The sequence below is a fragment of the Bradyrhizobium centrolobii genome (assembly GCF_001641635.1).
In the GTDB taxonomy this organism is placed as follows: Bacteria; Pseudomonadota; Alphaproteobacteria; order Rhizobiales; family Xanthobacteraceae; genus Bradyrhizobium; species Bradyrhizobium centrolobii.
The window spans coordinates 1-26,557 of sequence record NZ_LUUB01000018.1; the positions used below are offsets into that span (position 1 = coordinate 1).

General features: G+C 64.9%; 21 protein-coding genes and 2 pseudogenes. 13 read left to right on the plus strand and 10 right to left on the minus strand.

The genetic code is table 11. From position 1 onward, the window contains the following. The 5 genes from AYJ54_RS02060 to AYJ54_RS02080 form a co-directional block, all read right to left on the minus strand. Positions 1-839: branched-chain amino acid ABC transporter permease (locus tag AYJ54_RS02060; RefSeq protein WP_063696212.1), on the minus strand; the 839-nt coding region annotated here is incomplete at its 3' end. A gap of 2 nt (positions 840-841) precedes the next feature. Beyond that, positions 842-1,720, minus strand: coding sequence for a branched-chain amino acid ABC transporter permease (locus AYJ54_RS02065; RefSeq protein ID WP_063696177.1), 879 nt, complete (start codon positions 1,718-1,720; stop codon positions 842-844). Between the two features lie 11 nt (positions 1,721-1,731). After that, positions 1,732-2,445 carry an ABC transporter ATP-binding protein gene (locus tag AYJ54_RS02070; RefSeq protein ID WP_063696176.1) on the minus strand — a complete coding sequence of 238 codons (714 nt, stop codon included), beginning with the start codon at positions 2,443-2,445 and terminating at the stop codon, positions 1,732-1,734. Continuing rightward, positions 2,442-3,239: an ABC transporter ATP-binding protein gene (locus AYJ54_RS02075; RefSeq protein WP_063696213.1), complete on the minus strand. Its 798-nt coding sequence runs from the start codon at positions 3,237-3,239 to the stop codon at positions 2,442-2,444. Before AYJ54_RS02075 ends, AYJ54_RS02070 begins: the two co-directional genes overlap by 4 nt. 66 nt (positions 3,240-3,305) lie before the next feature. Then, positions 3,306-4,172, minus strand: coding sequence for an IclR family transcriptional regulator (locus AYJ54_RS02080; protein ID WP_063696214.1), 867 nt, complete (start codon positions 4,170-4,172; stop codon positions 3,306-3,308). A 130-nt stretch (positions 4,173-4,302) separates the two neighbouring features. On the opposite strand from AYJ54_RS02080, the gene AYJ54_RS02085 reads away from it, so the two are divergent. The 6 genes from AYJ54_RS02085 (at position 4,303) to AYJ54_RS02110 (ending at position 13,095) form a co-directional block, all read left to right on the plus strand. Continuing rightward, entirely contained in the window at positions 4,303-6,399 is a 2,097-nt protein-coding gene (locus AYJ54_RS02085) for a 3-hydroxyacyl-CoA dehydrogenase NAD-binding domain-containing protein (protein WP_063696215.1), read from the plus strand. 229 nt (positions 6,400-6,628) lie between these two features. Next, positions 6,629-8,311 (plus strand): dicarboxylate--CoA ligase PimA, encoded by a 1,683-nt coding sequence (gene pimA, locus AYJ54_RS02090; protein WP_063696216.1) that lies wholly within the window; start codon positions 6,629-6,631, stop codon positions 8,309-8,311. Next, on the plus strand, positions 8,308-9,495 hold the full coding sequence (locus AYJ54_RS02095; protein WP_063696217.1) for an acetyl-CoA C-acyltransferase: 1,188 nt from the start codon (positions 8,308-8,310) through the stop codon (positions 9,493-9,495). Before pimA ends, AYJ54_RS02095 begins: the two co-directional genes overlap by 4 nt. A gap of 152 nt (positions 9,496-9,647) precedes the next feature. Next, a complete protein-coding gene (pimC, locus tag AYJ54_RS02100; RefSeq protein WP_063696306.1) occupies positions 9,648-10,838 on the plus strand; it encodes a pimeloyl-CoA dehydrogenase large subunit in 1,191 nt (396 codons plus the stop codon). Between the two features lie 188 nt (positions 10,839-11,026). Next, entirely contained in the window at positions 11,027-12,169 is a 1,143-nt protein-coding gene (gene pimD / locus AYJ54_RS02105; protein WP_063696218.1) for a pimeloyl-CoA dehydrogenase small subunit, read from the plus strand. Positions 12,170-12,321: 152 nt separating this feature from the next. Next, positions 12,322-13,095, plus strand: a complete 774-nt coding sequence (locus AYJ54_RS02110) for an SDR family NAD(P)-dependent oxidoreductase (RefSeq protein WP_063696219.1) — start codon at positions 12,322-12,324, stop codon at positions 13,093-13,095. Positions 13,096-13,107: 12 nt separating this feature from the next. On the opposite strand, the gene AYJ54_RS02115 is transcribed toward AYJ54_RS02110, so the two are convergent. Further along, complete coding sequence (locus tag AYJ54_RS02115; RefSeq protein ID WP_136623377.1) at positions 13,108-13,734, minus strand: hypothetical protein; 627 nt, start codon at positions 13,732-13,734, stop codon at positions 13,108-13,110. Positions 13,735-13,994: 260 nt separating this feature from the next. Further along, positions 13,995-15,377, minus strand: a complete 1,383-nt coding sequence (locus tag AYJ54_RS02120; protein WP_082905434.1) for an MBOAT family O-acyltransferase — start codon at positions 15,375-15,377, stop codon at positions 13,995-13,997. A 168-nt stretch (positions 15,378-15,545) separates the two neighbouring features. Here AYJ54_RS02120 and glpK point away from each other — a divergent pair, with 168 nt between their 5' ends. Continuing rightward, complete coding sequence (glpK, locus tag AYJ54_RS02125) at positions 15,546-17,048, plus strand: glycerol kinase GlpK (protein WP_063696222.1); 1,503 nt, start codon at positions 15,546-15,548, stop codon at positions 17,046-17,048. A gap of 49 nt (positions 17,049-17,097) precedes the next feature. Continuing rightward, positions 17,098-19,545 (plus strand): penicillin acylase family protein, encoded by a 2,448-nt coding sequence (locus tag AYJ54_RS02130; RefSeq protein WP_063696223.1) that lies wholly within the window; start codon positions 17,098-17,100, stop codon positions 19,543-19,545. A gap of 105 nt (positions 19,546-19,650) precedes the next feature. Here AYJ54_RS02130 and AYJ54_RS51865 read toward each other — a convergent pair. Both AYJ54_RS51865 and AYJ54_RS53845 read right to left on the minus strand, forming a co-directional pair. After that, positions 19,651-19,951 (minus strand): annotated as a pseudogene (locus AYJ54_RS51865) (pyridoxal-phosphate dependent enzyme); the annotation flags it as partial. Between the two features lies 1 nt (position 19,952). Then, positions 19,953-20,517: pseudogene (locus AYJ54_RS53845) on the minus strand (pyridoxal-phosphate dependent enzyme); the annotation flags it as partial. 147 nt (positions 20,518-20,664) lie between these two features. Between AYJ54_RS53845 and AYJ54_RS02140 the strand changes: the two are divergent. After that, positions 20,665-20,967 (plus strand): ArsR/SmtB family transcription factor, encoded by a 303-nt coding sequence (locus AYJ54_RS02140; RefSeq protein ID WP_063696224.1) that lies wholly within the window; start codon positions 20,665-20,667, stop codon positions 20,965-20,967. A gap of 152 nt (positions 20,968-21,119) precedes the next feature. Further along, on the plus strand, positions 21,120-21,752 hold the full coding sequence (locus AYJ54_RS02145; protein WP_063696225.1) for a glutathione S-transferase family protein: 633 nt from the start codon (positions 21,120-21,122) through the stop codon (positions 21,750-21,752). 238 nt (positions 21,753-21,990) lie between these two features. On the opposite strand, the gene pobA is transcribed toward AYJ54_RS02145, so the two are convergent. Further along, on the minus strand, positions 21,991-23,160 hold the full coding sequence (gene pobA / locus AYJ54_RS02150; RefSeq protein WP_063696226.1) for a 4-hydroxybenzoate 3-monooxygenase: 1,170 nt from the start codon (positions 23,158-23,160) through the stop codon (positions 21,991-21,993). 260 nt (positions 23,161-23,420) lie between these two features. On the opposite strand from pobA, the gene AYJ54_RS02155 reads away from it, so the two are divergent. The 3 genes from AYJ54_RS02155 to AYJ54_RS02165 all read left to right on the plus strand — a co-directional run bounded on the left by AYJ54_RS02155 (position 23,421) and on the right by AYJ54_RS02165 (position 26,503). Next, positions 23,421-24,437, plus strand: coding sequence for a TRAP transporter substrate-binding protein (locus tag AYJ54_RS02155; RefSeq protein WP_063696227.1), 1,017 nt, complete (start codon positions 23,421-23,423; stop codon positions 24,435-24,437). 234 nt (positions 24,438-24,671) lie between these two features. Next, on the plus strand, positions 24,672-25,181 hold the full coding sequence (locus tag AYJ54_RS02160; RefSeq protein WP_063696228.1) for a TRAP transporter small permease: 510 nt from the start codon (positions 24,672-24,674) through the stop codon (positions 25,179-25,181). 2 nt (positions 25,182-25,183) lie between these two features. Beyond that, positions 25,184-26,503 (plus strand): TRAP transporter large permease, encoded by a 1,320-nt coding sequence (locus AYJ54_RS02165; RefSeq protein WP_063696229.1) that lies wholly within the window; start codon positions 25,184-25,186, stop codon positions 26,501-26,503. Positions 26,504-26,557 lie beyond the last annotated feature (54 nt).

Below are 26,557 nucleotides of genomic sequence, written 5' to 3' on the forward strand. Positions count from 1 at the left end.
CCGGGCAGCCAGCCGACGCCGCCGACGACCATGCCGAGGAACAGCGAGATCGCGAGCGTGATGGTGTAGCTGTCGGGCGCGACGAACTGCACCGCGATGGCGCCGAGCGAGCCGGCGATGCCGGTGATGGCGGCCGATACACCGAAGGCCAGCGTCTTGTACAGCGCGACGTCGACGCCCATTGCGGAGGCTGCGATCTCGTTGTCGCGGATCGCCATGAAGGCGCGGCCCGAGCGGGAGCGCAAGAGGTTCACCGAGAAAATGTAGATCGCGATCGTGACGACGAGCGTGAAGTAGTAGAGCCACATGTCCTGCGAGATCGGCAGGCCGAACGGCGCGTCCGGTTTGGTGACGACGAGGCCCTGCACGCCGCCGGTCCAGTGCTCGAGGAAGTTGAGCTTAAGCAGCTGCGGCATGGCGGTAGCAAGCGCGAAGGTCGCAAGCGCGAGATAGACGCCGGAGAGCCGCAGCGCCGGCTGGCCGAACAGGAAGCCGAAGGCGAAGCAGACCACGCCGGCGATCGGCAGCGTCAGCGCGTAGTTGACGTTGAAGTGCTCCATCAGCACCGCGGTGGTGTAGGCCCCGACGGCGTAGAACGCGCTCTGGCCCAGCGAGAACTGGCCCGAGCCGCCGGTGAGGATGTTCAGCGCCAGCACCGCGAGCCCGTAGATCAGGAGCATCGTCATCTGGAAGATGATGAAGTTCTTGACGAAGACGGGTGCGACGAGCAGCACCGCGAGCACCGCCAGCGAGGTGCCGGTGCCCAGCGTCATGGCTCGCTTCGGAACGGCCTCGACCGCCTGGTGGCCTTCTGCAACGACTTCTTCTGCAGCGCTCATGATCAAACTCGCTTGACGATGTGCCGGCCGAACAGACCAGCGGGTTTGACGACCAGGACGGAGATGATCAGCGCGAGCGCGATCGGGAGTTTCAGCTCATTGCCGACGCCGGGGATGTAGGTGCCGGCGAGGTTCTCGAAGATGCCGACGAGGAAGCCGCCGACCACGGCGCCGAACGGGCTCGACAATCCGCCGAGCACCGCGGCGGCGAAGCCGTAGATCAGGACGCCGCCCATCATGTTGGGCTCGAGGAACACGACGGGCGCGATCAGCATGCCGGCGATCGAGCCGATCGCCGCCGCCATGCCCCAGCCGAGCGCGATCATCCAGCTGGTGTTGATGCCGACGAGACGGGCCGATTCAGGCAGCGAGGCCGCGGCCCGCATCGCAAGACCGATGCGCGTGTACTGGAAGAAGAAGTAGAGCCCGACCAGCAGCAGCAGGGTGACGCCGATCATGCCGGCCTGGTGGGTCGAGATCAGCTGGCTGCCGAGGAACGGCGCCGAGCCGAACGGGGTCGGATACTGCTTGATGGTGAAGTCCCAGATCAGGCCGGCCGAGGAGTTGATGATCGCGAACAGGGCGATGAAGCCGGCGACGTTGGTCAGCACCGGCGCCTTGGCGAGCGGCTTGAACAGGATGCGCTCGATCGCGATGCCGCCGACGAAGGAGAGCGCCAGCGTGATGACGAAGGCGGCCCAGTACGGCACGCCCCATTGCATCAGCTGCCAGGAGATGAAGGTCGAGAACATCGCCATCTCGCCTTGCGCGAAGTTGAGATGGTCGATCGCCTGGTAGATCATCACCACGGCGAGCGCCATGCAGGCGTAGATCGCGCCGGTGGCAATCCCGGCCAGCACCTGGTTGGTGAATAGCTCCATCGTGCCGCTCCTCAGTAACCCAGGTAGGATTTGCGGATTTCTTCGTTGTTCGCGATGTCCTTGGCATTTCCCGACATCACGATGCGGCCGGTCTCGATCACATAGGCCTGGTCGGCGAGCTCGAGCGCGAGCTGCGCGTTCTGCTCGACCACCAGGATCGACACCTTGTCCTCGCGGTTGATCTTGCCGAGGATCCTGAACAGGTCGCGCACGACCAGCGGCGCGAGCCCGAAGGAAGGTTCGTCCAGGAGCATCAGCCGCGGCCGCAGCATCAGCGCGCGCGCGACTGCCAGCATCTGCTGTTCGCCGCCGGACAGCGTGCCGGCCTGCTGGGTGTGGCGCTGCTTCAGCACCGGGAAATGCGCGTACATGCGCTCGATGTCCGAGACGATGCCGGTATTGTCCTTGCGGGTGATGGCCCCCAACTGGAGGTTTTCCTCCACCGTCATGTTGGTGAAGGTGCCGCGCCCCTGCGGGACGTGGGCGATGCCGAATCGCACGATGCTTTCCGTCGAGCGGTTGTTCAGCGGCTTGCCGTCGAACTCGATCGCACCGGTGGAGCGCACCATGTTGCAGATCGCGCGCAGCGTCGTGGTCTTGCCGGCACCGTTGGCCCCGAGCAGCGTCGTCAGCGAGCCCTCGTTGAGCGAGAAGGACAGGCCGTGGAGCGCCTGGACCTGGCCGTAATAGGCGCGCAGGTCCTTGACGTTAAGCAGCGTCGTCATTGGTCCTTGCTCCCGAGATAGGCCTTGATGACGTCGGGATCCGCCTGCACCTGGGCAGGCGTGCCTTCCGCGAGCTTCTTGCCGAAGTTCAAGGCGACGACGTGATCGGCGATCGACATCACGAGGCCCATGTGGTGCTCGACGAGGAGCACGGTCATGTGGCGGTCGTCGCGAATGCGGCGAATGAGGTCACCGAGCACGTAGACCTCTTCATGATTGAGGCCGCCGGCCGGCTCGTCGAGCAGCAGGATCTTCGGATCCGCTGCCAGCGCGCGCGCCAATTCGACGCGCTTCTGCGTGCCGAACGGCAGACCCGAGACGGTGGTGTGGGCGACCTCCTCGAGGTCAAGATAAGCGAGGATCTCGTGGACCTTCTTGTTGACGCTGGCCTCGCTGCGCCGGACCCACGCAAGCCGAAGCGAGTCGCTGATGATGTCGCTGGAGGTCTTCGAATGGGCGCCGACGCGAACATTGTCCATCACCGAGAGGTTCGGAAACAGCGCCACGTTCTGGAAGGTGCGACCGATGCCAATCTCGGCGATCCGGTGCGGAGGACGCGTCAAGATGCTCGCGCCTTCCATCAGGATGTCGCCGGACGACGGCTGGTAGAGCCGGGAGAGGCAGTTGAAGAGCGTGGTCTTGCCGGCGCCGTTCGGGCCGATCAGTCCGAGGATCTGGCCCTTGTGCATGTTGAAGGACACGCCGTTGAGCGCAACGATGCCGCCGAACACGACGCTGACGTCGCGAACCGCGAGCAGAGGCGATGTCCCCTGCGCGAGCTGTGCCTGCGTCATCTCGTCTCGCCCACACCGTTCAGTGGGCGGAGGGACGATGCGAACCGTCCCCGGCAATGACAAAGGCTATCTGATCCCCTCGGCCACACGCGCAACTTTTCCTCCTGATTTCAGCTTTTTGCTGTCGTCTTTTTTTGAATGCGGCACCAGACCCCCGAGCGCCGCTTCGATGTTCCTTACCATCGTGAGCAGACGCGGTCCAATGTCGTTGATCAAACGCTCTTCCGTGAAACGGAATGCGGGCGCGCCGCAATTGAACGCGTAGGGCCCGGTTCCGTCGTTCAGCTTGAGCGCGACGCCCGCGGCGCCGATGTCGTCGTGCCAGTCGCCGACCGAGATCGCAAAGCCGTGCTTCGCGACGGTCTCGCCGGCACGCTCTAACCCGTCGCGCATTTTGGGCCAGCGGCTGCCGTAATGTTCGCGCAGGACGCGCAACAGTTCCGCGCGGTCGTCTTCCTCGAGCGCCCAGAAATAGGCGCGACCCATCGCGCTGGTTGCAATCGGCACACGGGAGCCGACGTCAAGTTGAACGCCGACCGTTTCGCTGCCACGGCTCTGCCCGAAATAGATCATGCTGTGACGGTCGCGGCCGCCGACCGCAACCGCGCCGCCGGTCGCGCGCATCACTTCCTCGCGGAACGGTTCGGACAAATGCCGAACACCGAGATTGGCCAACGCCGCGTAACCAAGCGCCATCGCGGCCGGCGCGAGCTGATACTTCTCGAAACGGGGAACCGGCGTAAGATAACCGAGCTTCGTCAATGTGTAGGTCAGGCGTGACACCGTCGGCTTGGGCAGGTTCGTGCGGGCCGCGATTTCCTGGTTGCCGAGGAGTCCGTCGCTGGGTTGGAATGCGCGCAACACATCAAGTCCGCGGGAAAGCGCGACGACGAAATTCCGATCGGTCGCAGTCTTCTTTCCTGTACGCTTCATCCCTGATCTGCTTCTTGCGCGGAGTCGTTGACAACGTCCGTGCTTCAAAATAACCCTGCCGTCAAGATGCGGAATTAAATTCCGCACCGCGAAATCGAACAAAAGTAAATCCCCACCAAGGAGGGAAGCCGTGAGCGAAGTGGTCAAGCTTGAGCGTCATGACGAAATCGGGATCGTCACGGTCGATAGTCCTCCGGTCAACGCGCTGAGTGCCGCAGTCCGTGGCGGTATCCTGGAGTGCGTCAAGGCCGCGGTTGCGGATCCCGCCATCAAAGGCATCGTTCTGACCTGCGCCGGGCGCACCTTCATCGCCGGCGCCGACATCACCGAATTCGGCAAGCCGCCGAAGCCGCCTGCCCTCAACGACGTGCTCTCCGAGATCGAGAATTCGCCGAAGCCGGTCGTTGCCGCGATCCACGGCACCGCGCTCGGCGGCGGACTCGAAGTTGCGCTGTCCTGTCATTTCCGCGTCGCCGTGAAGGAGGCCAAGCTCGGCCTGCCCGAAGTGAAGCTCGGCCTGTTGCCCGGCGCCGGCGGCACCCAGCGCCTGCCGCGCGCAGTCGGACCGGAGCTCGCGGTCAAGATGATTGTCGGCGGCGACCCGATCGGTGCGGCGGAAGCACTGAAGAACGCCCTGATCGAGGAGATCGTCGAAGGCCCCGCCTCCGGCGGCGAAGCCTTTGTCCGCAAGCTGCTCGCCGAGAAGCGGCCGCTGCGCCGCCTGCGCGACGACGATTCCAAGCTCGCCGCCGCCAAGGCCGACCGCTCGATCTTCACCAACGCGGTCGCCGCCATGACCAAGAAGTCGCGCGGCCTGGAGGCGCCGTTCGCGGCAGCCGATGCCGTCGGCTATGCCATCGACCTGCCGTTCGACGAGGGCCTGAAGAAGGAGCGCGAGGGCTTCCTCAAGCTCGTCGCCAGCGACCAGTCCAAGGCGCAGCGCTATGCCTTCTTCGCTGAGCGCGAGGCCAACAAGATCGCCGGCGTGCCGGAGGGCACCAAGGGACGGACCGTCAACCGTGTGGCCATCCTCGGCGCCGGCACCATGGGCGGCGGCATCGCGATGTCGTTTGCCAACGCCGGCATTCCCGTCACGCTGATCGAGACTGGCGAGGAACAACTCAAGCGCGGCATGGGCATCATGCAGAAGAACTGGGAAGCGACCGCGGCGCGCGGCGGCATCCCGGCGGATGCGCCCGCCAAGCGCATGGCGCTGATCAACGGCGTCGTCGGCATCGAGAATGTCGGTGATGCCGACCTCGTCATCGAGGCGGTGTTCGAGACCATGGCGGTGAAGAAGGAGGTGTTCGGCAAGCTCGACCAGTTCGCCAAGCCCGGCGCTGTGCTCGCCTCCAACACCTCGTATCTCAACATCGACGAGATCGCGAAGTCGACCAAGCGTCCGCAGGACGTGCTCGGCATGCACTTCTTCTCGCCGGCCAACGTCATGAAGCTGTGCGAGATCGTGCGCGCCGACAAGACCGCGCCGGATGCGCTGGTCACCGCCGTTTCGATCGCGCGCAAGATCGCCAAGGTGCCGGCCGTGGTCGGCGTCTGCGACGGCTTCGTCGGCAACCGCATGCTGGCACAGCGCAGCAAGCAGTCCGAAAAGCTGTTGTTCGAAGGTGCCTTGCCGCAGCAGGTCGACGCTGTCGTGACAAAATTCGGCATGCCGATGGGGCCGTTCGCGATGGGCGATCTCGCCGGCCTCGACATCGGCTGGCGCTCGCGCAAGGACCGCGGCATCAAGTCGGAGATCGCGGACGCGCTGTGCGAAGCCGGCCGCTTCGGCCAGAAGACCGGCAAGGGCTACTACAAGTATGAAGCCGGCTCGCGCGCGCCGCTGCCCGATCCGGAGGTCGAGAAGCTGATCGACGAGACGCTGCTGCGCCTCGGCCGCAAGAAGCGCGTCGTCAGCGACGAGGAGATCCTCGAGCGCATGATGTATCCGATGGTCAACGAGGGCGCGAAGATCCTGGAAGAAGGCATCGCCGCGCGTCCCTCCGACATCGACGTGGTCTGGCTCTATGGCTATGGCTGGCCGATCTACCGCGGCGGCCCGATGTTCTGGGCCGACACGGTCGGCCTCAAGCACATCGCCGACCGTCTCGCCTTCTACGCCAAGGAGACCAACGACCCGAGCCTCGAGCCCGCCCCGCTGCTGAAAAAGCTCGCGGCCGAAGGCAAGACGTTCGCCTCGCTCGCGGCGGCGACAAAGGCGGCGTGATGGGGCGTAGTCCCCACCACCTGTCATATGCGCTCCGGCTCCGGGGACGCTCTCTCCGTTCCCTCCCCCCTTGCGGGGGAGGGTCAGGGAGGGGGGTAGCCCCGGGCGACGCCGTCAGCCGTGGCTACCCCCTTCCCCCAACCCCTCCCCGCAAGGGGGAGGGGAGCCCGGGCACTGTGCTCACCTCACGTCCATTTGCTGCACAGGCTCTGCAAGGTTTCGAACTTCAATGACCCATCCCGGCGAACAGTTTTATCCCGAGGGCGTGCGATGGGACGACACGATCGTCCCGGGCACGCTCCCTGACCTGTTATCGAACGCCGCCGCCGATTACGGCACGCGCGCCGCGCTGGAGTTTCGCGAACGTCCGATCAGCTACGCCGAGCTCGCGGCAATGGCCGAACGCGCGGCTGCGGCTTTCCTGCGCGCCGGCTGCGGCAAGGGCTCGTCTGTCGCGCTGTTCCTCGGCAACACGCCCGATCACCCCGTCAATTTCTTCGGCGCGCTGAAGGCCGGCGCCCGTGTCGCGCATCTCTCCCCGCTCGACGGCGAGATCGCGCTGACGCACAAGGTCTCCGATTCAGGCTCGCGCGTACTCGTCACGTCGAACCTTGCGGCGCTGCTGCCGACCGCGTTGAAATTCCTCGACAGGGGCCTGATCGACCGCCTCGTCGTCTGCGAGGACGACAATTGGGGCAAGGTCGGCACGCCGCAGGCGGCAATCCCGAGCGATCCGCGCATCGTCACCTTCAAGACTTTCATCGACGGCGCCACAGCACCGGCGCAGTGGCCGATCGTGACGGTCGATGACGTCGCGCTGCTGCAATATACCGGCGGCACCACCGGCCTGCCCAAGGGCGCGATGCTCACGCATGGCAATCTCACCTCCGCCGTCTCGATCTACGACGTCTGGGGCAAGCCGTCGCGAGCGACGCGCGGCGATGTCATCGAGCGCGTGATCTGCGTGCTCCCGCTGTTCCACATCTATGCGCTCACGGTCGTGCTGCTCTCCTCGCTCAGCCGGGGTAACCTGATCTCGCTCCATCAGCGCTTCGACGTCGAAGCCGTGATGCGCGACATCGAGGTCAAGCGGGCGACCTATTTCCCGGGCGTGCCGACGATGTGGATCGCGATCGCCGCCCTGCCCGATCTTGCCAATCGCGACTTCTCCTCGCTCAACGCGATCGGCTCCGGCGGCGCGCCGCTGCCGGTCGAGGTGGCGAAATTCTTCGAGAGCAAGGTCGGCAAGAAGCTCCGCAGCGGCTGGGGCATGACCGAGACCTGTTCGCCCGGCACCGGCCATCCGCCGGAAGGTCCGGACAAGCCCGGCTCGATCGGCCTGATGCTGCCTGGCATCGAGCTCGACGTCGTCGCGCTGGACGATCCCGCGAGGGTGCTGCCGCCGGGCGAGGTTGGCGAGATCCGCATCAAGGGCCCGAACGTCACCAAGGGTTACTGGAACAAGCCGAAGGAATCGGCCGAGTCCTTCGCCGACGGCCGCTTCCTCACCGGCGACATCGGCTACATGGATACGGATGGCTATTTCTTCCTGGTCGACCGCAAGAAGGACATGATCATCTCCGGCGGCTTCAACGTCTACCCGCAGATGATCGAGCAGGCGATCTACACCATTCCCGGCGTGCACGAGGTCATCGTGCTTGGCATTCCCGACCAGTATCGGGGCGAGGCTGCAAAGGCCTTCATCAAGCTCAAGCCGGACGCAAAGCCGTTCTCGCTCGACGATCTGCGCGCGCAGCTCACCGGCAAGGTCGGCAAGCACGAATTGCCGGCCGCGGTCGAGTTCGTCGAGGAACTACCGCGCACGCCGGTCGGAAAGCTGTCGCGCCACGAATTGCGCCAGCAGCAGAAGCCATCACAATCCACCCAACTTGCATCAGGAGGTCGCTCTTGACCGACGCCGTCATCGTTTCCACCGCCCGCACCCCGATCGGCAAGGCCTATCGCGGCGCGCTCAACGCCACCGAGGGGGCGACGCTGCTCGGCCATGCCATCGGCGAGGCCGTCGCCCGCGCCAAGATCGATCCGAAGGAGGTCGAGGACGTCGTGATGGGCGCAGCCCTCCAGCAGGGCGCGACCGGCGGCAACATCGCGCGCAAGGCGCTGCTGCGCGCCGGACTTCCCGTCACCGTCGCCGGCACCACCATCGACCGGCAGTGCGCCTCGGGCCTGCAGGCGATCGCGCTCGCCGCGCGCTCGGTGATCTTCGACGGCGTCGAGATCGCGGTCGGTGGCGGCGGCGAGTCGATCTCGCTCGTGCAGAACGACAAGATGAACGGCTTCCACGCCCAGGATCCGGCGCTGCTCAAGATCAAGGGCGAGGTCTATATGCCCATGATCGACACCGCGGAAGTCGTCGCCAAGCGCTATGGCATCTCGCGCGAGAAGCAGGACGAGTATTCGCTGGAGAGCCAGCGCCGCACCGCGGCCGCGCAGCAGGGCGGCAAGTTCAAGGACGAGCTCGCCCCGATCACGACCAAGATGGCGGTGACCGACAAGGCGACCGGCGAGGTCTCCTTCAAGGACGTCACGCTGTCGCAGGACGAGGGCCCGCGTCCCGAGACCACGGCTGAAGGCCTCGCCGGCCTCAAGCCCGTGCGCGGCGAAGGTTTCACCATCACCGCCGGCAATGCCAGCCAGCTCTCCGACGGCGCCAGCGCCTGCGTGATCATGAGCGACAAGGAAGCCGCCAAGCGCGGCCTCAAGCCGCTCGGCATCTTCCGCGGCTTTGTCTCCGCCGGCTGCGAGCCCGACGAGATGGGCATCGGCCCGGTCTTCGCCGTGCCGCGGCTGCTCAAGCGCCATGGGCTGAAGGTCGATGACATCGGCCTCTGGGAATTGAACGAGGCCTTCGCGGTGCAGGTGCTCTATTGCCGCGACAAGCTCGGCATCGACCCTGATAAGATCAACGTCGATGGCGGCGCGATCTCGGTCGGGCACCCTTACGGCATGTCGGGCGCGCGCCTCACCGGCCACGCGCTGATCGAGGGCCGCCGCCGCAAGGCCAAGTATGCGGTCGTCACCATGTGCGTCGGCGGCGGCATGGGCGCGGCGGGACTGTTTGAGGTGCTGCAGTAGTTCACCGTCGTCCTGGCGAAAGCCAGGACCCATTACCCCGTGTCTTGGTAAGAGGCACAGACGGCAACCACCGACTGACGCAATGACAGCCGGTGGTAATGGATCCTGGCTTTCGCCAGGATGACGAAGAGAGAAGAAGCCAGGAGGATCCGATGGATCTCGCATTCACGAAGGAAGAGCAGGCGTTTCGCGAGGAGGTGCGGCAGTTCTTCCGCGACAACGTGCCGCCGGATACCCGGCGCAAGCTGGTCGAGGGCCGCCACCTCTCGAAGGACGAGATGGTGACGTGGTGGCGCATCCTCAACAAGAAGGGCTGGGGCGTCAGCCACTGGCCGAAGCAGTATGGCGGCACTGGCTGGACCAGCGTGCAGCACTACATCTTCAACGAGGAGCTACAGTCCTATCCGGCGCCGCAGCCGCTGGCCTTCGGCGTCAGCATGGTCGGCCCTGTCATCTACACCTTCGGCAACGAGGAGCAGAAGAAGCAGTACCTGCCGCGCATCGCCAATGTCGACGACTGGTGGTGCCAGGGCTTTTCGGAGCCCGGTTCCGGCTCGGACCTCGCCTCGCTGAAGACCAAAGCCGAGCGCAAGGGCGACAAGTGGATCATCAACGGCCAGAAGACCTGGACCACGCTGGCCCAGCACGCCGACATGATCTTCTGCCTCTGCCGCACCGATCCCTCGGCCAAGAAGCAGATGGGGATCTCCTTCATCGTCTTCAGCATGAAGTCGAAGGGCGTCACGGTGCGCCCCATTCAAACCATCGACGGCGGCCATGAGGTCAACGAGGTCTTCTTCGACGACGTCGAGGTGCCCATCGAGAACCTCATCGGCGAGGAGAACAAGGGCTGGGACTACGCGAAATTCCTGCTCGGCAATGAGCGCACCGGCATCGCCCGGGTCGGCGTCTCCAAGGAGCGGCTGCGCCGCATCCGCGATCTCGCCGGCAAGGTGGAATCCGGCGGCAAGCCGATCATCCAGGACGCCGCGTTCCGCGAGAAGCTGGCGGCCTGCGAGATCGAGCTGAAGGCGCTCGAGCTGACCCAGCTGCGCGTCGTCGCGGATGAAGGCAAGCACGGCAAGGGCAAGCCCAATCCGGCCTCCTCCGTGCTGAAGATCAAGGGCTCCGAGATCCAGCAGACCACGACCGAACTGCTCATGGAAGTCATCGGCCCGTTCGCCGCGCCTTACGACGTGCATGGCGACGACGGTTCGAACGAAGCCATGGACTGGACCGCCCAGATCGCGCCGAGCTACTTCAACAACCGCAAGGTCTCGATCTATGGCGGCTCCAACGAGATCCAGCGCAACATCATCGCCAAGGCGGTGCTGGGGCTGTGACCTCTTCCTCCCTCTCCCCGCTCTTCGCGGGGAGAGGGTCGGGGTGAGGGGCCTCTCTCCGAGCAAAGATTGCCGAGAGAGCGGTACCCCCTCACCCGGATCGCAAGAGCGATCCGACCTCTCCCCGCAAGCGGGGAGAGGTGAAGAGCGCCCCGCCACGCAGACACTTGTTACTTGAGGAAACAGAAATGGATTTTGATCTGTCCGAGGAGCAGCGGCTTCTCAAGGAAAGCATCGACGGCCTGCTGACCGATTCCTACGATTTCGAGCAGCGCAAGAAGTACATGAAGGAGAAGGGCGGCTGGAGCAAAGCCGTCTGGGGCAAGCTCGCCGAGCAGGGCCTGCTCGGCCTGCCCTTCGCGGAGGCCGATGGCGGCTTCGGCGGCGGCGGCGTCGAGACCATGATCGTGATGGAAGCGCTCGGCAAGGCGCTGGTGCTCGAGCCTTATCTCGCCACGGTGGTGATCGGCGGCGGCTTCCTACGCCACGCAGGCTCGGATGCGCAGAAGGCCGCGCATCTGCCCGGCATCATCGACGGCAGCAAGACGCTTGCGTTTGCCCAGCTCGAGAAGAACTCGCGCTATGATCTCTTCGACGTCACCACGACCGCGAAGAAGAAGGGTGACGGCTGGGTGATCGACGGCGAAAAATTCGTTGTGCTCAACGGCGAGAATGCTGAGACGCTTGTCGTGACCACGCGCACCAAGGGCGATCGCCGCGACAAGACCGGCATCGGCGTCTTCCTGGTGCCGGCGAATGCCAAGGGCGTCAGCAAGAAGGGCTATCCCACCCAGGACGGCCTGCATGCCGCCGACATCACCTTCACCGGCGTCGAGGTGGGCAGCGACGCCGCGATCGGCAATCCCGAGGACGGCCTTGCGCTGATCGAGCGCGTGGTGGACGAGGCCCGCGTCGCGCTCTGCGCCGAGGCGGTCGGCCTGATGGACGAGTCGCTGAAGACCACGGTCGAGTACATCAAGACGCGCAAACAGTTCGGTGTCGCGATCGGCTCGTTCCAGTCGCTCCAGCACCGCGCCTCCGACATGTTCGTCGCGGCCGAGCAGGCCCGCTCGATGTCGATGTTCGCGACCATGGCGAACGATTTCGAGGACGCCAAGGAGCGCTCCAACGCGATCGCCGCGGCCAAGGTGCAGATCGGCAAGTCGCTGAAGTTCGTCGGCCAGCAGGCGATCCAGCTCCACGGCGGCATCGGCATGACCATGGAGGCGAAGATCGGCCACTACTTCAAGCGCCTGACCATGATCGAGAACACGTTTGGCGACACCGAGTACCATCAGCGCCGCGTCGCGGATGCGGGCGGGTTGGTCTGACGCTGACCGTCATCCCGGGGCATCGCGAAGCGATGAGCCCGGGATCCATCGTGCAACATAACGCGCGGTGAAATGGATTCCGGGCTCGCGCCAAGCGGCGCGCCCCGGAATGACGCGCTCTAGGATGATTGGACGCAAGGAGCCCAACAACAATGAAAAACACCCCGTTCGATCTCACCGGCAAGGTCGCCGTCGTCACCGGCTCGAGCCGCGGCATCGGCCGCTCCTCGGCCGAGCTGCTCGCGAAGTTAGGGGCCAAGGTCGTGATCTCCTCGCGCAAGGCCGATGCCTGCAAGGAGGTCGCTGACGGCATCAACGCCGCGGGCGGTGATGCCATCGTCATCCCCTGCAACATCGCCCGCAAGGACGAGGTCGAGGCACTGATCTCGGGCGCGACGAAGCACTATGGCAAGATCGACATCCTCGTCTGCAACGCCGCGGTGAACCCGTATTACGGCCCGCTGCTCGACATCACGGACGAAGCCTTCGACAAGATCATGGGCTCGAACGTCAGGAGCAACATCTGGCTCTCCGCGCTCGCGATCCCGCAGATGGCCGAGCGTGGGAACGGCTCCGTCGTCATCATCTCCTCGATCGGCGGCCTGCGCGGCTCGACCGTGATCGGCGCCTACGGCATCTCGAAAGCGGCCGACTTCGCACTGTGCCGCTCGCTCGCCGGCGAATGGGGCCCGAAAGGCGTCCGCGTCAACTGCATCGCGCCCGGCCTCGTGAAAACCGATTTCGCCCGCGCCCTCTGGGAAGACGAAGCGTTCCTCGAGCGCCGCACCGCCACCACGCCCTTGCGCCGCATCGGCGAACCCGACGAGATCGCCGGCGCAGTGGCCTATCTTGCCTCCGATGCGTCGAGCTTCATGACGGGGCAAACCATCGTCATCGACGGCGGCGTAACGACAGCGGCGGTGTAATCGCGGTCACGATCAGGAGCTGCCGCGCTCGGCCAGGGCTTTCTCGATCGCGCGCACCACAATCAGGGCAGATCGCTCGTCGAGATGCACTCCGTCGGCCCAGCGCAGATCGGCATGCGGCGGCTCAATCGTCAGCCAGCGGTCGGGGTCCGGGAACGCGGTGTGGACGATGTCTTTGGTGATCGCTACGAAGCGCGAACCTTCGATTTCGGGTGAGAACGGGATCTCGATCAGCAGGACCCGCGCGCCGCGCCGTTCGAGGTCTGCGATGAGTTCCTTGATCCGGGCGACGTTATCGCGGGTCGCCAGCGTTGGATCCTCCGCATTCATTTGGTCCAGCGCACGGTCGACATAAACCGTGTTGTCGAACTCCGCGGGCGGCTGTCGTAACACCTGCTCCAGCTCGGCGCGAACCTGCGCGGGATTGGGCGGCGCATGGCTCCAGTTCTCATAGGCGGCAACCACCGTCCGCACCGGGCGAAGAAACAGGGCGCTCGCACGCGCGCCACCGGAGAATTTCTGGACCAATGCGCCATCGACACGACGCGACAACACGTTCGTCTCGATCAGCACGATCTTCGGCAGGCGCGGTTGCTTCGCGATGATCTCAAGGCCGGTCAGCGGAGAGCCGCCCGCCAACGCAAGATTACGCACGCGCGGGCGCGTAAAATACTCCTCCTTCAGGCGCCAGGCGACCGAGCTGCCGACCAGCGCAACATCAGGCACCGCCTCCTGGACATAGCGATTGAGCGTGATGAGGCTGCCGTCGCGGGTCGTTACCGCGGGCTGTTGCAGGGCCGCGCCGATCCACGCCGTCGCGACCTGACATGCGAGCAGCAGAGCCGCCGCGCCCCCCGCGCATCTGACCAGCCATGATAGCGCCGAAGATTGCCGCATGGTCAGAACTGAAAATAGATGAACGCCGCATCAGGGCCTGCCTCAAGATAGGCAAGCGCCGCGAGCGCGCCATAGAGATAGGGCTGCCATCGCCGCCATTTGCCGTCGACGAGCCCGCCGATGCCGAGATGCTGGACGATCACCGGAAGGCTGTAGAGCAGCGCGAGATTGTAGAACAATTTTGTCGGATTGGGATTGCTCGTCGGCATGAACATCCCCTGCAGATAGGCGAGCGCATGATCGAAATTCGGCAGCTTGAAGAAGATCCACAGCATCGTCACGCATAAGAATACGACGCCCATGCGCAGGATCCGGATCGTCGGTCCGGCCGCGTCGAGCCGCTTGAGGAAAGGCCGCTCGATGACAAGAAAGACACCGTGCAGCATGCCCCAGAGCGCGTAGCTCAGGCTCGCGCCGTGCCAGAGCCCGCCGAGCGTCATCACGATCATCAGATTCAGATAGGTTCTCGCTGGACCGCGCCGGTTGCCGCCGAGCGGAATATAGAGGTAGGTCCTGAGCCAGTTCGACAGCGAGATGTGCCAGCGCGTCCAGAACTCGGAGAACGATGTCGAAATGTAAGGCAGATCGAAGTTGACCGGCAGACGATAGCCGAACAACAGCCCAAGGCCGAGCGCGATCGCCGAATAGCCGAAGAAGTCGGCGTAGATCTGGTAGCCGTAGAGGAACACCAGAAGCCAGCGATCCTGCGTGCGCAGCGTCTCATACAGCGGGAAGTCCATATAGGACGTCATCTCGTTGAGATTGTTGGCGACGTACAGCTTGAAGAAGTAACCGGCCAGGATCCATTTGGCCGCTTCCACGAAGGCGACGTCGGCGATCCGCTTGGGCACGATCTGCGGCATGAACTGACCGGCGCGCGTGATCGGTCCCGAGACGAGCTGCGGAAAGAAGATGATGTAGAGAAAGACGTCCCTCAGCGGCGGTCGCTGCTTCTCCCGCGTCAGGTCGACCAGGAGGCTGATGTTGTGGAACACGAAGAATGAGATGCCGATCGGCAGCGGCAGGCGCAGCATGAAATCAAGCGGCGCCACGCCGGTCGGATGGAGCGCGGCGGCATCGATGAACAGAAACTTGTATTTGAAGAACGCGAGCAGCGCGAGATTGAATGTAATGCCTGCAGGCATCCATACCGCGCGATTGTCGAAGGCCAGCACCAGGAAGGCATAGGTGCCCAGCACCGCGACGAGCAGCAGCGGCAACAGGCCCGGCTGGCCAAAACCGTAGAAGAACACGCTCGCCAGCACGAGGAGCTGGACCTGCAAGTTTCGGAACAGCGGCAGATAATACGCGACAAACACGATCGCGACGTAAACACCGAACTCTGGAGAAGTGAACGTCATGCCGCCCCGTTTTGCCGCTGGCATGTAGCATTTCCGTCGACACGGTCCTAGTGCCGTGATCAGGCTCGCACTTGTCGTCCCGGGTTTTCGCCAGGACAGACCGCCGGGGATATTGACCTTCCCCGCCCAATCCCCTTTCTTGGGCGCGACACAAAAACCTCCCGCACCAGGGAAAGCCCAAAGGACAGCTCCATGTCTTTCGTCCTCGCCATCGACCAGGGCACCACCTCCTCGCGCGCGATCGTGTTTCGCGGCGATATTTCCATCGCGGCGACGGCGCAGCAGGAGTTTCCGCAGCACTTTCCGGCCTCGGGCTGGGTCGAGCACGAGCCGGAGGACATCTGGACCTCGACCGTGATGGTCTGCCGCGATGCGATCGAGAAGGCGGGCATCACGGCAAAGGACATCGCCGCGATCGGCATCACCAACCAGCGCGAGACCACGGTTGTGTGGGACCGCGCCACGGGACAAGCCGTGCACCGTGCCATCGTCTGGCAGGACCGCCGCACCGCGGACATCTGCTCCAGGCTCAAGGCCGAAGGCCACGAGCCAAAAATCTCGCAAAAGACCGGTCTGATCATCGATCCCTATTTCTCTGGCACGAAGGTCGCCTGGATCCTCGACAACGTTCCAGGCGCCCGCGCCCGCGCCGCGCGCGGCGAGCTGATGTTCGGCACGGTCGACTGCTACCTGCTCTGGCGGCTGACCGGCGGCAAGGTGCATGCAACGGACGCCACCAACGCCTCGCGCACGCTGCTCTTCAACATCCACACCGGCGAATGGGATGACGAGCTCCTGGAGATCATCGGCGTGCCGCGCGCGATGCTCCCGGAAGTCAAGGACTCCTCCGCCCGCTTCGGCGAGAGCACGCCCGACTTGTTCGGCAGCCCGATCGCGATCTCCGGCATCGCCGGCGATCAGCAGGCCGCGACCATCGGGCAAGCCTGCTTCCGCCCGGGCATGATGAAGTCGACCTACGGCACCGGCTGCTTCGCCCTGCTCAACACCGGCACCACGCCGGTCGTCTCCAAGAACAAGCTGCTCACCACCATCGCCTATCAGCTCGATGGCAAGCGCACCTACGCGCTCGAAGGCTCAATCTTCGTCGCAGGCAGCGCCGTGCAATGGCTGCGCGACGGCCTCGGCATCATCAAGCATGCGGCCGAGACCGGGCCGCTCGCCGACCAGTCCGATTCCATGCAGAGCGTCTACCTCGTGCCGGCCTTCGTCGGCATGGGCGCGCCTTACTGGAATCCGCGCGTGCGCGGCGCGCTTTTCGGCCTCACCCGCAACACCGGCCCGGCCGAGCTCGCGCATGCCGCACTCGAGAGCGTCTGCTACCAGACCTTCGACCTCTGGGCCGCGATGCGCGCCGACTGGCCAAGCTCGGAGACCGCAAGCGTCGTGCTGCGCGTCGACGGCGGCATGACCGCATCCGACTGGACCATGCAACGCCTCGCCGATCTTCTCGACGCACCGGTCGACCGCCCCGTGATCCAGGAGACCACGGCGCTCGGCGCCGCCTATCTCGCCGGCCTTGCCGCCGGCGTCTATCCCGAGCCGACCAAGTTCGCCGACAACTGGCGATTGGAGCGCCGCTTCAAGCCCAACATGAGCCAGGCCACGCGCGAACGGAAGCTCGCGGGCTGGGCACGCGCGGTGAAGGGCGTGCTGGCGAGTGACGAGGGGGAATGACGGCGGTGCGCAGCGCGCGCCGAAAATAACAACAACGGGAGGAACGACAATGAACACGGATCTCAACCGGGTCATCTCGAGGCTTTGTGGCGCGGCGATCTGCGCCGCACTGCTGACTTCAACCGCCATAGCGCGCGAAAAGGAAAACCCGCTCGAAAGCGCACGCCAGGTCAAGACTGATGTTGCCGGCCTCAAGGCGCCCGCCCAGATCCTGGTCGATGTCTGGGGCATTCCGCACATCTATGCCGGCAACGAGCACGACGTGTTCTTCCTGCAAGGATTCAACGCCGCGCGCGACCGGCTCTGGCAGATCGATCTCTGGCGCAAGCGCGGGCTCGGCCTGCTCGCCAAGGACTTCGGCCCGGCCTATGCCGAGCAGGACAAGGCACTGCGGCTGTTCCTCTACCGCGGCGACATGAATGCGGAGTGGGCGGCGTACGGCCCCAAGGCGAAGACCTATGCGGAAGCATTCGTCGCCGGCATCAATGCCTATGTGGCCGATGTCCGCGCGGGCAAGCGCCCGCTGCCGATCGAGTTCAGGATCGCCGGCACCATGCCCGATCCCTGGGCCGCGGAGGACGTCGTTCGCATCCGCAGCCATGGGCTGACGCGCAACGTCGCCTCCGAGGTCAAGCGCTCGCTGGTCGCCTGCGCGGCGGGCCTGGAGGCAGATCGGTTTCGCGTCAAGCTCGAGCCGGCGTGGACGACGAAGGTCCCCGACGGCCTCGAACCCTGTAGCGTGCCGAAGGCGGTGCTCGCAGCTTATGATCTCGCGACGCGCCCCGTGGCCTTCGCGCAGCCAAAGGATCGTCACGCGGCGCTCGCGCACGATCCCGACAAGTTTCTCACCGAGGCCGACCAGCAGCGTGACAGGATCGGCTCCAACAATTGGGTGATTGCGCCGGCGCGTACCGCGACGGGACGCCCGATCCTCGCCAACGATCCGCATCGCGAGCACAGCGTGCCGTCGCTGCGCTATATCGTTGGGCTCAACGCGCCCGGCCTGTCCGTGATCGGTGCCGGCGAGCCGGCGCTGCCCGGCATCTCGATCGGCCACAACGGCACCATCGCCTTCGGCCTCACCATCTTCAATGTCGACCAGGAAGACCTATACGTCTACGAGCTCAATCCGCAGAATCCCAACCAGTACCGCTACGGCGCCGGCTGGGAGGACATGCGCGTCCTCCACGAGAAAGAGCCGGTCAAGGGCGAAGCCGATCGCGACCTCGAGCTGAAATTCACCCGGCACGGTCCCGTCATCTTCGTCGACGAAGCGAGCAAGCGCGCCTTCGCCGTGCGCTCGATCTGGTTCGAGCCCGGCACCTCGGCCTATTTCGGCTCGTCCGACTACATGACCGCGAAGGACTGGAACGGTTTCCTCGCCGCGATGCGGCGCTGGGGCGCGCCGTCGGAGAACCAGGTCTATGCCGACACGAGGGGCAATATCGGGTGGGTCGCCGCCGGCAAGACGCCGCGCCGCGTCAACTATGACGGATTGATGCCGGTGCCCGGCGACGGCCGCTATGAGTGGCAGGGTTTTCTGTCGCTCGACGATCTGCCGAAGGCCTATCAGCCGAAGCAGGGCTTTCTCGCCACGGCCAACCAGATGAACCTGCCGGCCGATTATCCCGTCGGCGAGCGCAAGGTCGGCTTCGAATGGGCCGACAGCGCGCGCTGGCAGCGCATCGTCGAGGTGCTCGGGGCCAACAGCAAGGTGACGCTGGCGGATGCCATGGATTTGCAGAACGATGATACCGCCATGCTCGCGCGGCGGCTCGTCAAGCTGTTGCAGCCGCTGTCCTCCGACGATGCCAACGTCAAGAAGGGGCTCGACCTGCTCAAGCCATGGGATGCGCGCGATGCCGCCGACAGCGCTGCAGCCGCAGTGTTCGAGGTCTGGGTCGCCAATCATCTCGGACCGGTGCTGCTGAAGACCACGACCCCCAAGGCCGCCGATCTGATCGCGCCCGAGGCGTCCAGCATTTCGGCGATCGTCGCCTATCTCGAGTCTCCGGATGCCGCGCTCGGCTCCGATCCCGCCGCTGCGCGCGATCAGGTCCTGCGCGACAGCCTGGGCGCGGCGGTCGCCGATGTCGCAAGCAAGCTCGGCCCCGACTCATCCACCTGGCGCTGGGGCCGGCTGCACCTCGCAAAGTTCGACCATGCGCTGATGCCGCTTGCCGACAAGGCCACGGCAGCGCAGCTGTCGGTCGGCCCGCTCGCGTTCGGTGGCGCTGCCAACGTGCCGCGCGCCGCCACCTACCGCCGCGCCGACTACCAGCTCATCTCCGGCGCCTCGTTCCGCATGGTGCTCGATGTCGGCAATTGGGATGCGAGCCGCACCATCAACACGCCGGGCCAGTCGGGCGATCCCTTCAGCGGCCATTATCGCGACCTCGCGCCGCTCTGGGCGACAGGGCAATATGTGCCGCTGCTCTATAGCCGCGCCGCGGTCGAAGCCGCGACCGCCGAGGCGATCACGCTGACGCCGCGGTGAGCAAGAGGGGACGACACGAATGATCCTCCCGAACGGCTATTCCGACGTACCCAACGGGAAGATCGCCGCAGTGAGAGCGCGATTCCCCTTCATGCAAATTCCCAATCAATTGTCGAAGTTCACCGCCGTGGTGTTGGCGCCGCAAACCAGGACCGCGACGCGCTCGCCGGGAGAAGGACGATAGCGTCCGGACAGCAGAGCGGCAAATGCGGCGGCGCCGCCGGGTTCGGCCACGAGACGCAGGCTGGACCACAGAGCCGCCTGTGCCTGTCGGATCGCATCATCGCTGACCAGGATGACCCGCTCGACGTAGGCCCGCGCGATCGGGAACATCAATTCACCGACGCGTCGCGGCGCAAGGCTGTCGGCGGCGATGCCGCCGGCTTGCGCGTCGACCGGTGCGCCCNCCCGCCGCGATCGCGGCGTGCAGGGTCGGCGATTGCTCCGGCTCGATCGCAACAATGCGCGTCCGTCCGGCATACCATGCGGCAATGCCGCCGATCAGTCCGCCGCCGCCGACCGCCACCAGCAGCGTATCGATGTGAGGGGCCTCCTGCTCCAGCTCCAGCCCGACACTGCCCTGGCCTATCAGCGTTTCGGCCTGGTCGTAGGCATGGACCGCCGTTGCTCCGGTCTGCGCGACATGCGCTTCGCTCGCGGCGAGCGCGTCGGCATAGCGGCTGCCGCGACCACGAGTTTCGCGCCATAATTCCTGATCCGTTCGGCCTTGGCCGGCGAGGTGATATCCGGCACGAAGATCGTGGCGGGGACGCCGACCCGCCGCGCCGCATAAGCTACCGCAGCGCCGTGATTCCCGCCTGATGCGGCGACCACGCCCACGTCAGGGATTTGCCGCAGCAGGAGGTTGGCAAAGGCGCCTCGCGCCTTGAACGATCCGGAATGCTGCAGCATCTCGAGCTCGAACGTGATGGGCGCGGCCGGCAGACCGAAATCGGAAAGATCAGCCTGAATGAGCGGCGTGCGCCGGATGTGTGGGCGAATGACGGCCTCGGTCGCCGAAATCCGCTCCCGGGTGATGTCCATTGTCGCTGTCATGATGTCGCCCTTGATAGCGCATCCCGGAGTTGACAGTAATTAGATAATTAGCAAAATGACTAAATGAAGATTGGCATCACGCTGCGTGCGCTATCCAACGAGCGTCGCCTGCAGATTCTCGAATGGCTGCGGGATCCGCGGAAGCATTTTCGTGAGCAGGCCGATGGCGACCTGGTCGAGGACGGCGTCTGCGGGCTGCTGATCGCCGAGAAGCTCGGAGTCAGTGCGCCGACCGTCAGCGAGCACATGCGGGTGCTGACGGCTGCAAAGCTGGTCCGCGCCAAGCGGATCAGGCAGTGGACGATGTACCGACGCAACGAGACCGCAATTGCCGCCGTCAAACGGGCGATCCAGGACGGCCTCTGACCGACGGACTGAGCGCCCAGCGCGCGATGCTGTCGGGAATGTCGTTGCTCCCGGCGCAACGCACCATTTCGAAGATCCTCCTTGCGCGGAGCCGATCTTTCCGTGGAAACTGGTCGGCCCTGCCTTATTCACGAGTGAGAAGAGCGAGAACCATGTTCCTGATCGGCCAATATGATTCCCCCTTCGTCCGCCGCGTCGCGATTGCGCTGAAGCTCTATGGCATTGCCTTCGAGCACAGGCCGTGGTCGACCTTCGGTGATGCCGACAAGGTCGCGACTTACAATCCGCTGCGCCGCGTGCCGACGCTGGTGCTCGATGATGGCGAGGCGCTGATCGAGAGCACGATCATCCTCGATTATCTCGACGATCTCGTCGGAAGCGAGAAGGCTATGCTGCCGCGCGCGGGCGCGGAGCGCCGACGGCACCTGCGCATCTGCGCGCTCGCCACCGGCCTCGGAGACAAGGCGGTGAGCCTGCTCTACGAGCGCGTGCTGCGAAAGGACCAGCAGCTTGCGCTGTGGGTCGAACGCTGCACGACACAGATCGCCGACGTCCTCGGCGTGCTGGACGCCGAGCGCGCAAAGGTGACGACGCCCTATTGGCTGGGGGATCGCATCGGTCACGCCGACGTCGCGGTGGCCTGTGTCATCCGCTTCACCCGCGAAGCCCACCCCTCGCTGTTCGATGCGTCGCGCTATCCGGCACTTGCGGCGCATGCCGAGCGCTGCGAGGCGCTGGCGCCGTTTAGGGAGATCGTGCAGCCGCTCGCCCCGCCGAAGGGGTGAGAGCAGGCTAGGCTGCTCTCGTGCCCCGGACGCGGCGCAGCGCCTCTTCGGCGGTGCGCAGCAGAGCCGGGGCCCATCTCACAGATAGCAATCGTGCGGCATGGGGCCCGGCTCTGCGCCGCAACGCCATAAGCGCGTTTACGCGCGTCTTCGACGCGCTATGGGGCGTTGCAGCGCGTCCGGGACACGAGAGGAATCAGCGCTGAGGCAAAGCCCGATAACGGGCGCATGCCCTGCGTCAGAACGGCAACCCCACATAATTCTCCGACAGCGATGTCATCGCGGCCTTTGACTGCGTGACATAGTCGAGCTCGGCGAGCTGGATGCGCGCGCCGATCGAGCCGGTGTCGGGGAATTTGTGCAGCATCGAGGTCATCCACCAGGAGAAGCGCACCGCCTTCCAGACCCGCGCCAGGGCCGTGGTCGAATAAGCGTCGATCCCGGCGCTCGATTTCTCGTCGTAGAATTCGCGCAGGGCGGTCGCAAGGTAATGCGCGTCGCTGGCGGCGAGGTTCAGCCCCTTGGCGCCGGTCGGCGGCACGATGTGGGCGGCGTCGCCGCACAAAAACATCTTACCGAACCGCATTGGCTCAGCGACGAAGCTGCGCAGGGGCGCGATACTCTTCTCGATCGACGGTCCGGTGACGAGGCTGTCGGCCGCCTCCTGATCGAGCCTGCGCTTCAGCTCGTCCCAGAAGTGATCGTCCGGCCACTGGTCGACGTGGTCGTCGAGCGCACATTGCACATAGTAGCGGCTGCGTTTGGTCGAGCGCATTGTGCAGAGCGCAAAGCCGCGGGCATGATTGGAATAGATCAGCTCGTGGCTGACCGGCGGCGTGTCGGACAGAATGCCGAGCCAGCCGAACGGATAGACGCGCTCGAACTCCTCGATCGCCGAAGTCGGAACGCTGGCGCGGCTGACGCCGTGGAAGCCGTCGCAGCCGGCGATGAAATCGCAGGTGAGCTCGTGGGCGACACCGTCCTTGACGTAAGTCACGCGCGGGTGACTGCCGTCGAAATCATGCGGCTGGACGTCCCTGGCCTCGTAGATCGTGGTGAGGCCGGCCGCTTGCCGCGCATTCATCAGGTCGAGCGTGACCTCGGTCTGGCCGTAGATCATGACCGTCTTGCCGGTCGCACCCTTCATGTCGATGCGGTGACGGCGGCCGGAAAAGGCGAGCTCGATGCCCTCATGCAGCAGCCCTTCGGCATGGGCCCGCGCCCCGGCCCCGACCTCGTCGAGCAGCGCGACGGTGCCCTCCTCGAGCAGGCCGGCGCGGATGCGCCCAAGCACATAGTCGGCGCTCTGCCGCTCCAGGATGACATTGTCGATGCCGTAGGTGTGCAGAAGTTGCCCGAGCAACAATCCGGCCGGCCCTGCCCCGATGATTGCGACTTTTGTCCGCAATACTTGCTCCTTCCGATCCAGTAGGGTGCGTCGCGGCTCGCTTGTCGTGCTGGTCCGCGCGCGATAATTATAACATATAACGGTTGGGCAAAAGGGAGCGCTCGTCGCCGCAGCGCGACAAATCCATGCAACAACGCTGACGTAGATGGACGCAGGCAGCATTGCCAGTTCCGGCTTGAACAAACCGGCCAATTAGATAACATGTTAACTAACGAGACCGGGCCGATGAAGCCCGCGGTCAAGAGAGGGAGAGAGTACCGATGAGGAAAGCCTGTCTGGCACTGCTGCTGGCAGCAAGCGTGACGCCTGCGTTCGCGCAGGACAAGAGCTTCGATCTGAAGATCTCGCACTGGGTGCCGGCCTCGCATCCGCTGCAGAAATCGCTGGAAGACTGGGCGGCCGCGGTGGAGAAGGACTCCGGCGGCACCATCAAGGGCAAGGTGTTCCCGGCGCAGCAGCTCGGCAAGGCGTTCGATCATTACGACATGGCGCGCGACGGCATCGCCGACGTCACCTATGTCAACCCGGGCTACCAGCCCGGCCGCTTCCCGATCATCGGCGCCGGCGAGCTGCCGTTCCTGATCTCGGAGGCCAAGGGCGGCTCGATGGGGCTCGACGCCTGGTACCGCAAATATGCCGAGAAGGAGATGAAGGACGTCAAATACTGCCTCGCCTTCGTCCACTCGCCTTCCTCCTTCCACTCCCGCACCAAGAAGATCGTGACGCCGGAGGACGTGAAGGGCCTGAAGATCCGCCCGGCGCACGCCACCATGGCGAATTTCGTCACTTCGCTCGGCGGCACCAATGTGCAGTCCTCTGCGCCTGAAGTGCGCGACATCATCGAGCGCGGCGTCGCCGACGGCGTCACCTTCCCCTGGGGCTCGCTGGTGCTGTTCGGCATCGATAAGGTGACGAAGTACCACATGGACGCGCCGCTCTACGTCACGACCTTCGTGTTCGTGATAAACAAGGACAAGTACAACGCGATGTCCGACAAGCAGAAGGCGGCGATCGACAAGAACTGCACGACCGAGATGGCGGGCGTGGTCGGCGAGCACTGGGGCAAGTTCGAGGACGCCGGCGTCGACAAGGTGAAGGCGGAAGAAGGCCACGAAGTCTACAAGCTGACGCCGGAGCAAACCGCCGCCTGGAAGAAGGCCGCCGAGCCGCTGGTCAAGACCTGGGGCGACGGCGTGAAGAAGACCGGCGCCGATCCGGATGCCGCGATGGCCGACCTCAAGGCGTCGCTGAAGAAGTACAACGCGCTGGCGGAGTAGCGGCGCGACGTTGCGGGGAGCTCTCCTTCCCCCCTTCTCCCCGTTCGTACGGGGAGAGGGTTGGGGTGAGGAGCAGCCTCCGTAAGGATGGTGACAGTTGGACTCGCGGAGAGTCCCCCTCACCCGGAATCCGCGCTCACGCGCGAATTCCGACCTCTCCCCGCAAGCGGGGCGAGGTAAAATGCGCGGCAGGACCGAGATAAAACCAATGACAGCTCACGACGGGACACACCCATGAAGCGCGCCTGGATGGATCGCTTTATCGACACGATCGAATGGATCGCGGCCGGCTTCGTCGGCATCGTCGCGCTCGACATCTTCCTGTCGGTGCTGCTCCGCAACATGCTGAACTATTCGATCCCCGACAGCTTCGACATTGGGCGCATGCTGCTCGGCATCCTGATCTTCTGGGGCATCGCCGCGACCTCCTATCGCGGCACCCACATCACGGTGGACCTGGTCTGGGCCAATGTCGGACCGCGCTATCAGCGCTGGATCGACGTATTCGCAACGCTGGTGCTGCTGTTCGTCGTCAGCGTGCAGACCTGGACGCTGTTCGACAAGGTGCGCGGCACCTACAACGACAACGTCCAGACGTTCGACATGCACATGCCGACCTGGCCGTTCTTCGCCATCGCCTGGATCGGCGACATCTCCGCCGTGCTGCTGATCGCGATTCGCACCTACCGGCTGATCTTCCACCCCGAAGAGATGCACGATCCCAAGCTGAAGGCGACGGAGTAACCATGAGCACCGATGCCGTCGCCGTAATCGGCTTCGTTTCCCTGTTCGCCCTGATGCTGCTGCGCGTGCCCGTCGGCATGGCCATGGGCCTCGTCGGCGTGTCCGGCTTCTCCTATCTCGTCGGCGCCACGCCGGCGCTGAAGCTGGTCGGCCAGACCTCGATGCGCACCGTCACCGACTATACGTTTGGCGTCATCCCGATGTTCCTGCTGATGGGCTCCTTCGTCAGCAATTCCGGCATGAGCCGCGAGCTGTTCCGCGCCGCCAACGGTTTTGTCGGCCATTTGCGCGGCGGTCTCGGCATTGCGACGGTGGGCGCCTGCGGCGGCTTCGCCGCGATCTGCGGCTCATCCGTTGCGACCGCCGCGACCTTCTCCGCCGTCGCTTATCCCGAGATGCGCCGCTTCGGCTATCCGCAATCCTTCGCCACCGGCGTGATCGCCGCGGGCGGAACGCTCGGCGCGATGCTGCCGCCATCCACCGTGCTCGCGGTCTACGGCATCATCACCGAGCAGGACATCGGCAAGCTGTTCATCGCCGGCATCATCCCCGGCCTGCTCGCGATGACCATGTACATGATCACGATCGGCCTGATCGGCTACTTCCGGCCCGATTTCCTGCCCAAGGGCAAGGTGCTGCCGTGGCGCGAGCGCTTTGCCGGCCTGAAGGACATCTGGGCGCCGGTCCTGCTGTTCGTGTTCGTCATCGGCGGCCTCTACGGCCTGCCCTTCCTGCCGCGCTTCACGCCGACGGAAGCCGGCGGCGTCGGCGCCACCGGCGCCTTCATCATCGGCGTGCTCACCGGACGGCTCGACCGCGAGAAGATTTTGGCCTCACTGCTCCAGGCGACCCGCACCGCGGCCGCGGTATTCACCGTGCTGATCGGCGCGCTGATCTTCGGCTATTTCCTCACGGTGACGCAGACGCCGCAGAAGGTCACCGAGTTCCTGACCGGGCTCGGCCTCGGCTCCTACGGCGTGCTGGCGCTGATCATGGTGATGTATCTCGTGCTCGGCTGCCTGATGGACGCCATGGCGATGATCATCCTCACCGTGCCGATCATCTTCCCCGTGATCACGCATCTCGGCTTCGACCCGATCTGGTTCGGCGTCATCATCGTCATGACCGTCGAGCTCGGCCTGATCCACCCGCCGGTCGGCATGAACGTCTTCGTCATCAAGAGCGTGGTGAAGGATGTTTCATTCTCGACCATCTTCAAGGGCGTGATCCCGTTCGTCGCGACCGACCTGGTGCGGCTGGTGATCCTGATCGCGTTCCCGCTGCTGGCGACGTGGCTGCCGACGCGCATGATGGCGCATTGACGATTGATACTTTGATTGTGGGCTTTCGCCGCGACGGCGGTGAGCCCCCTCGCC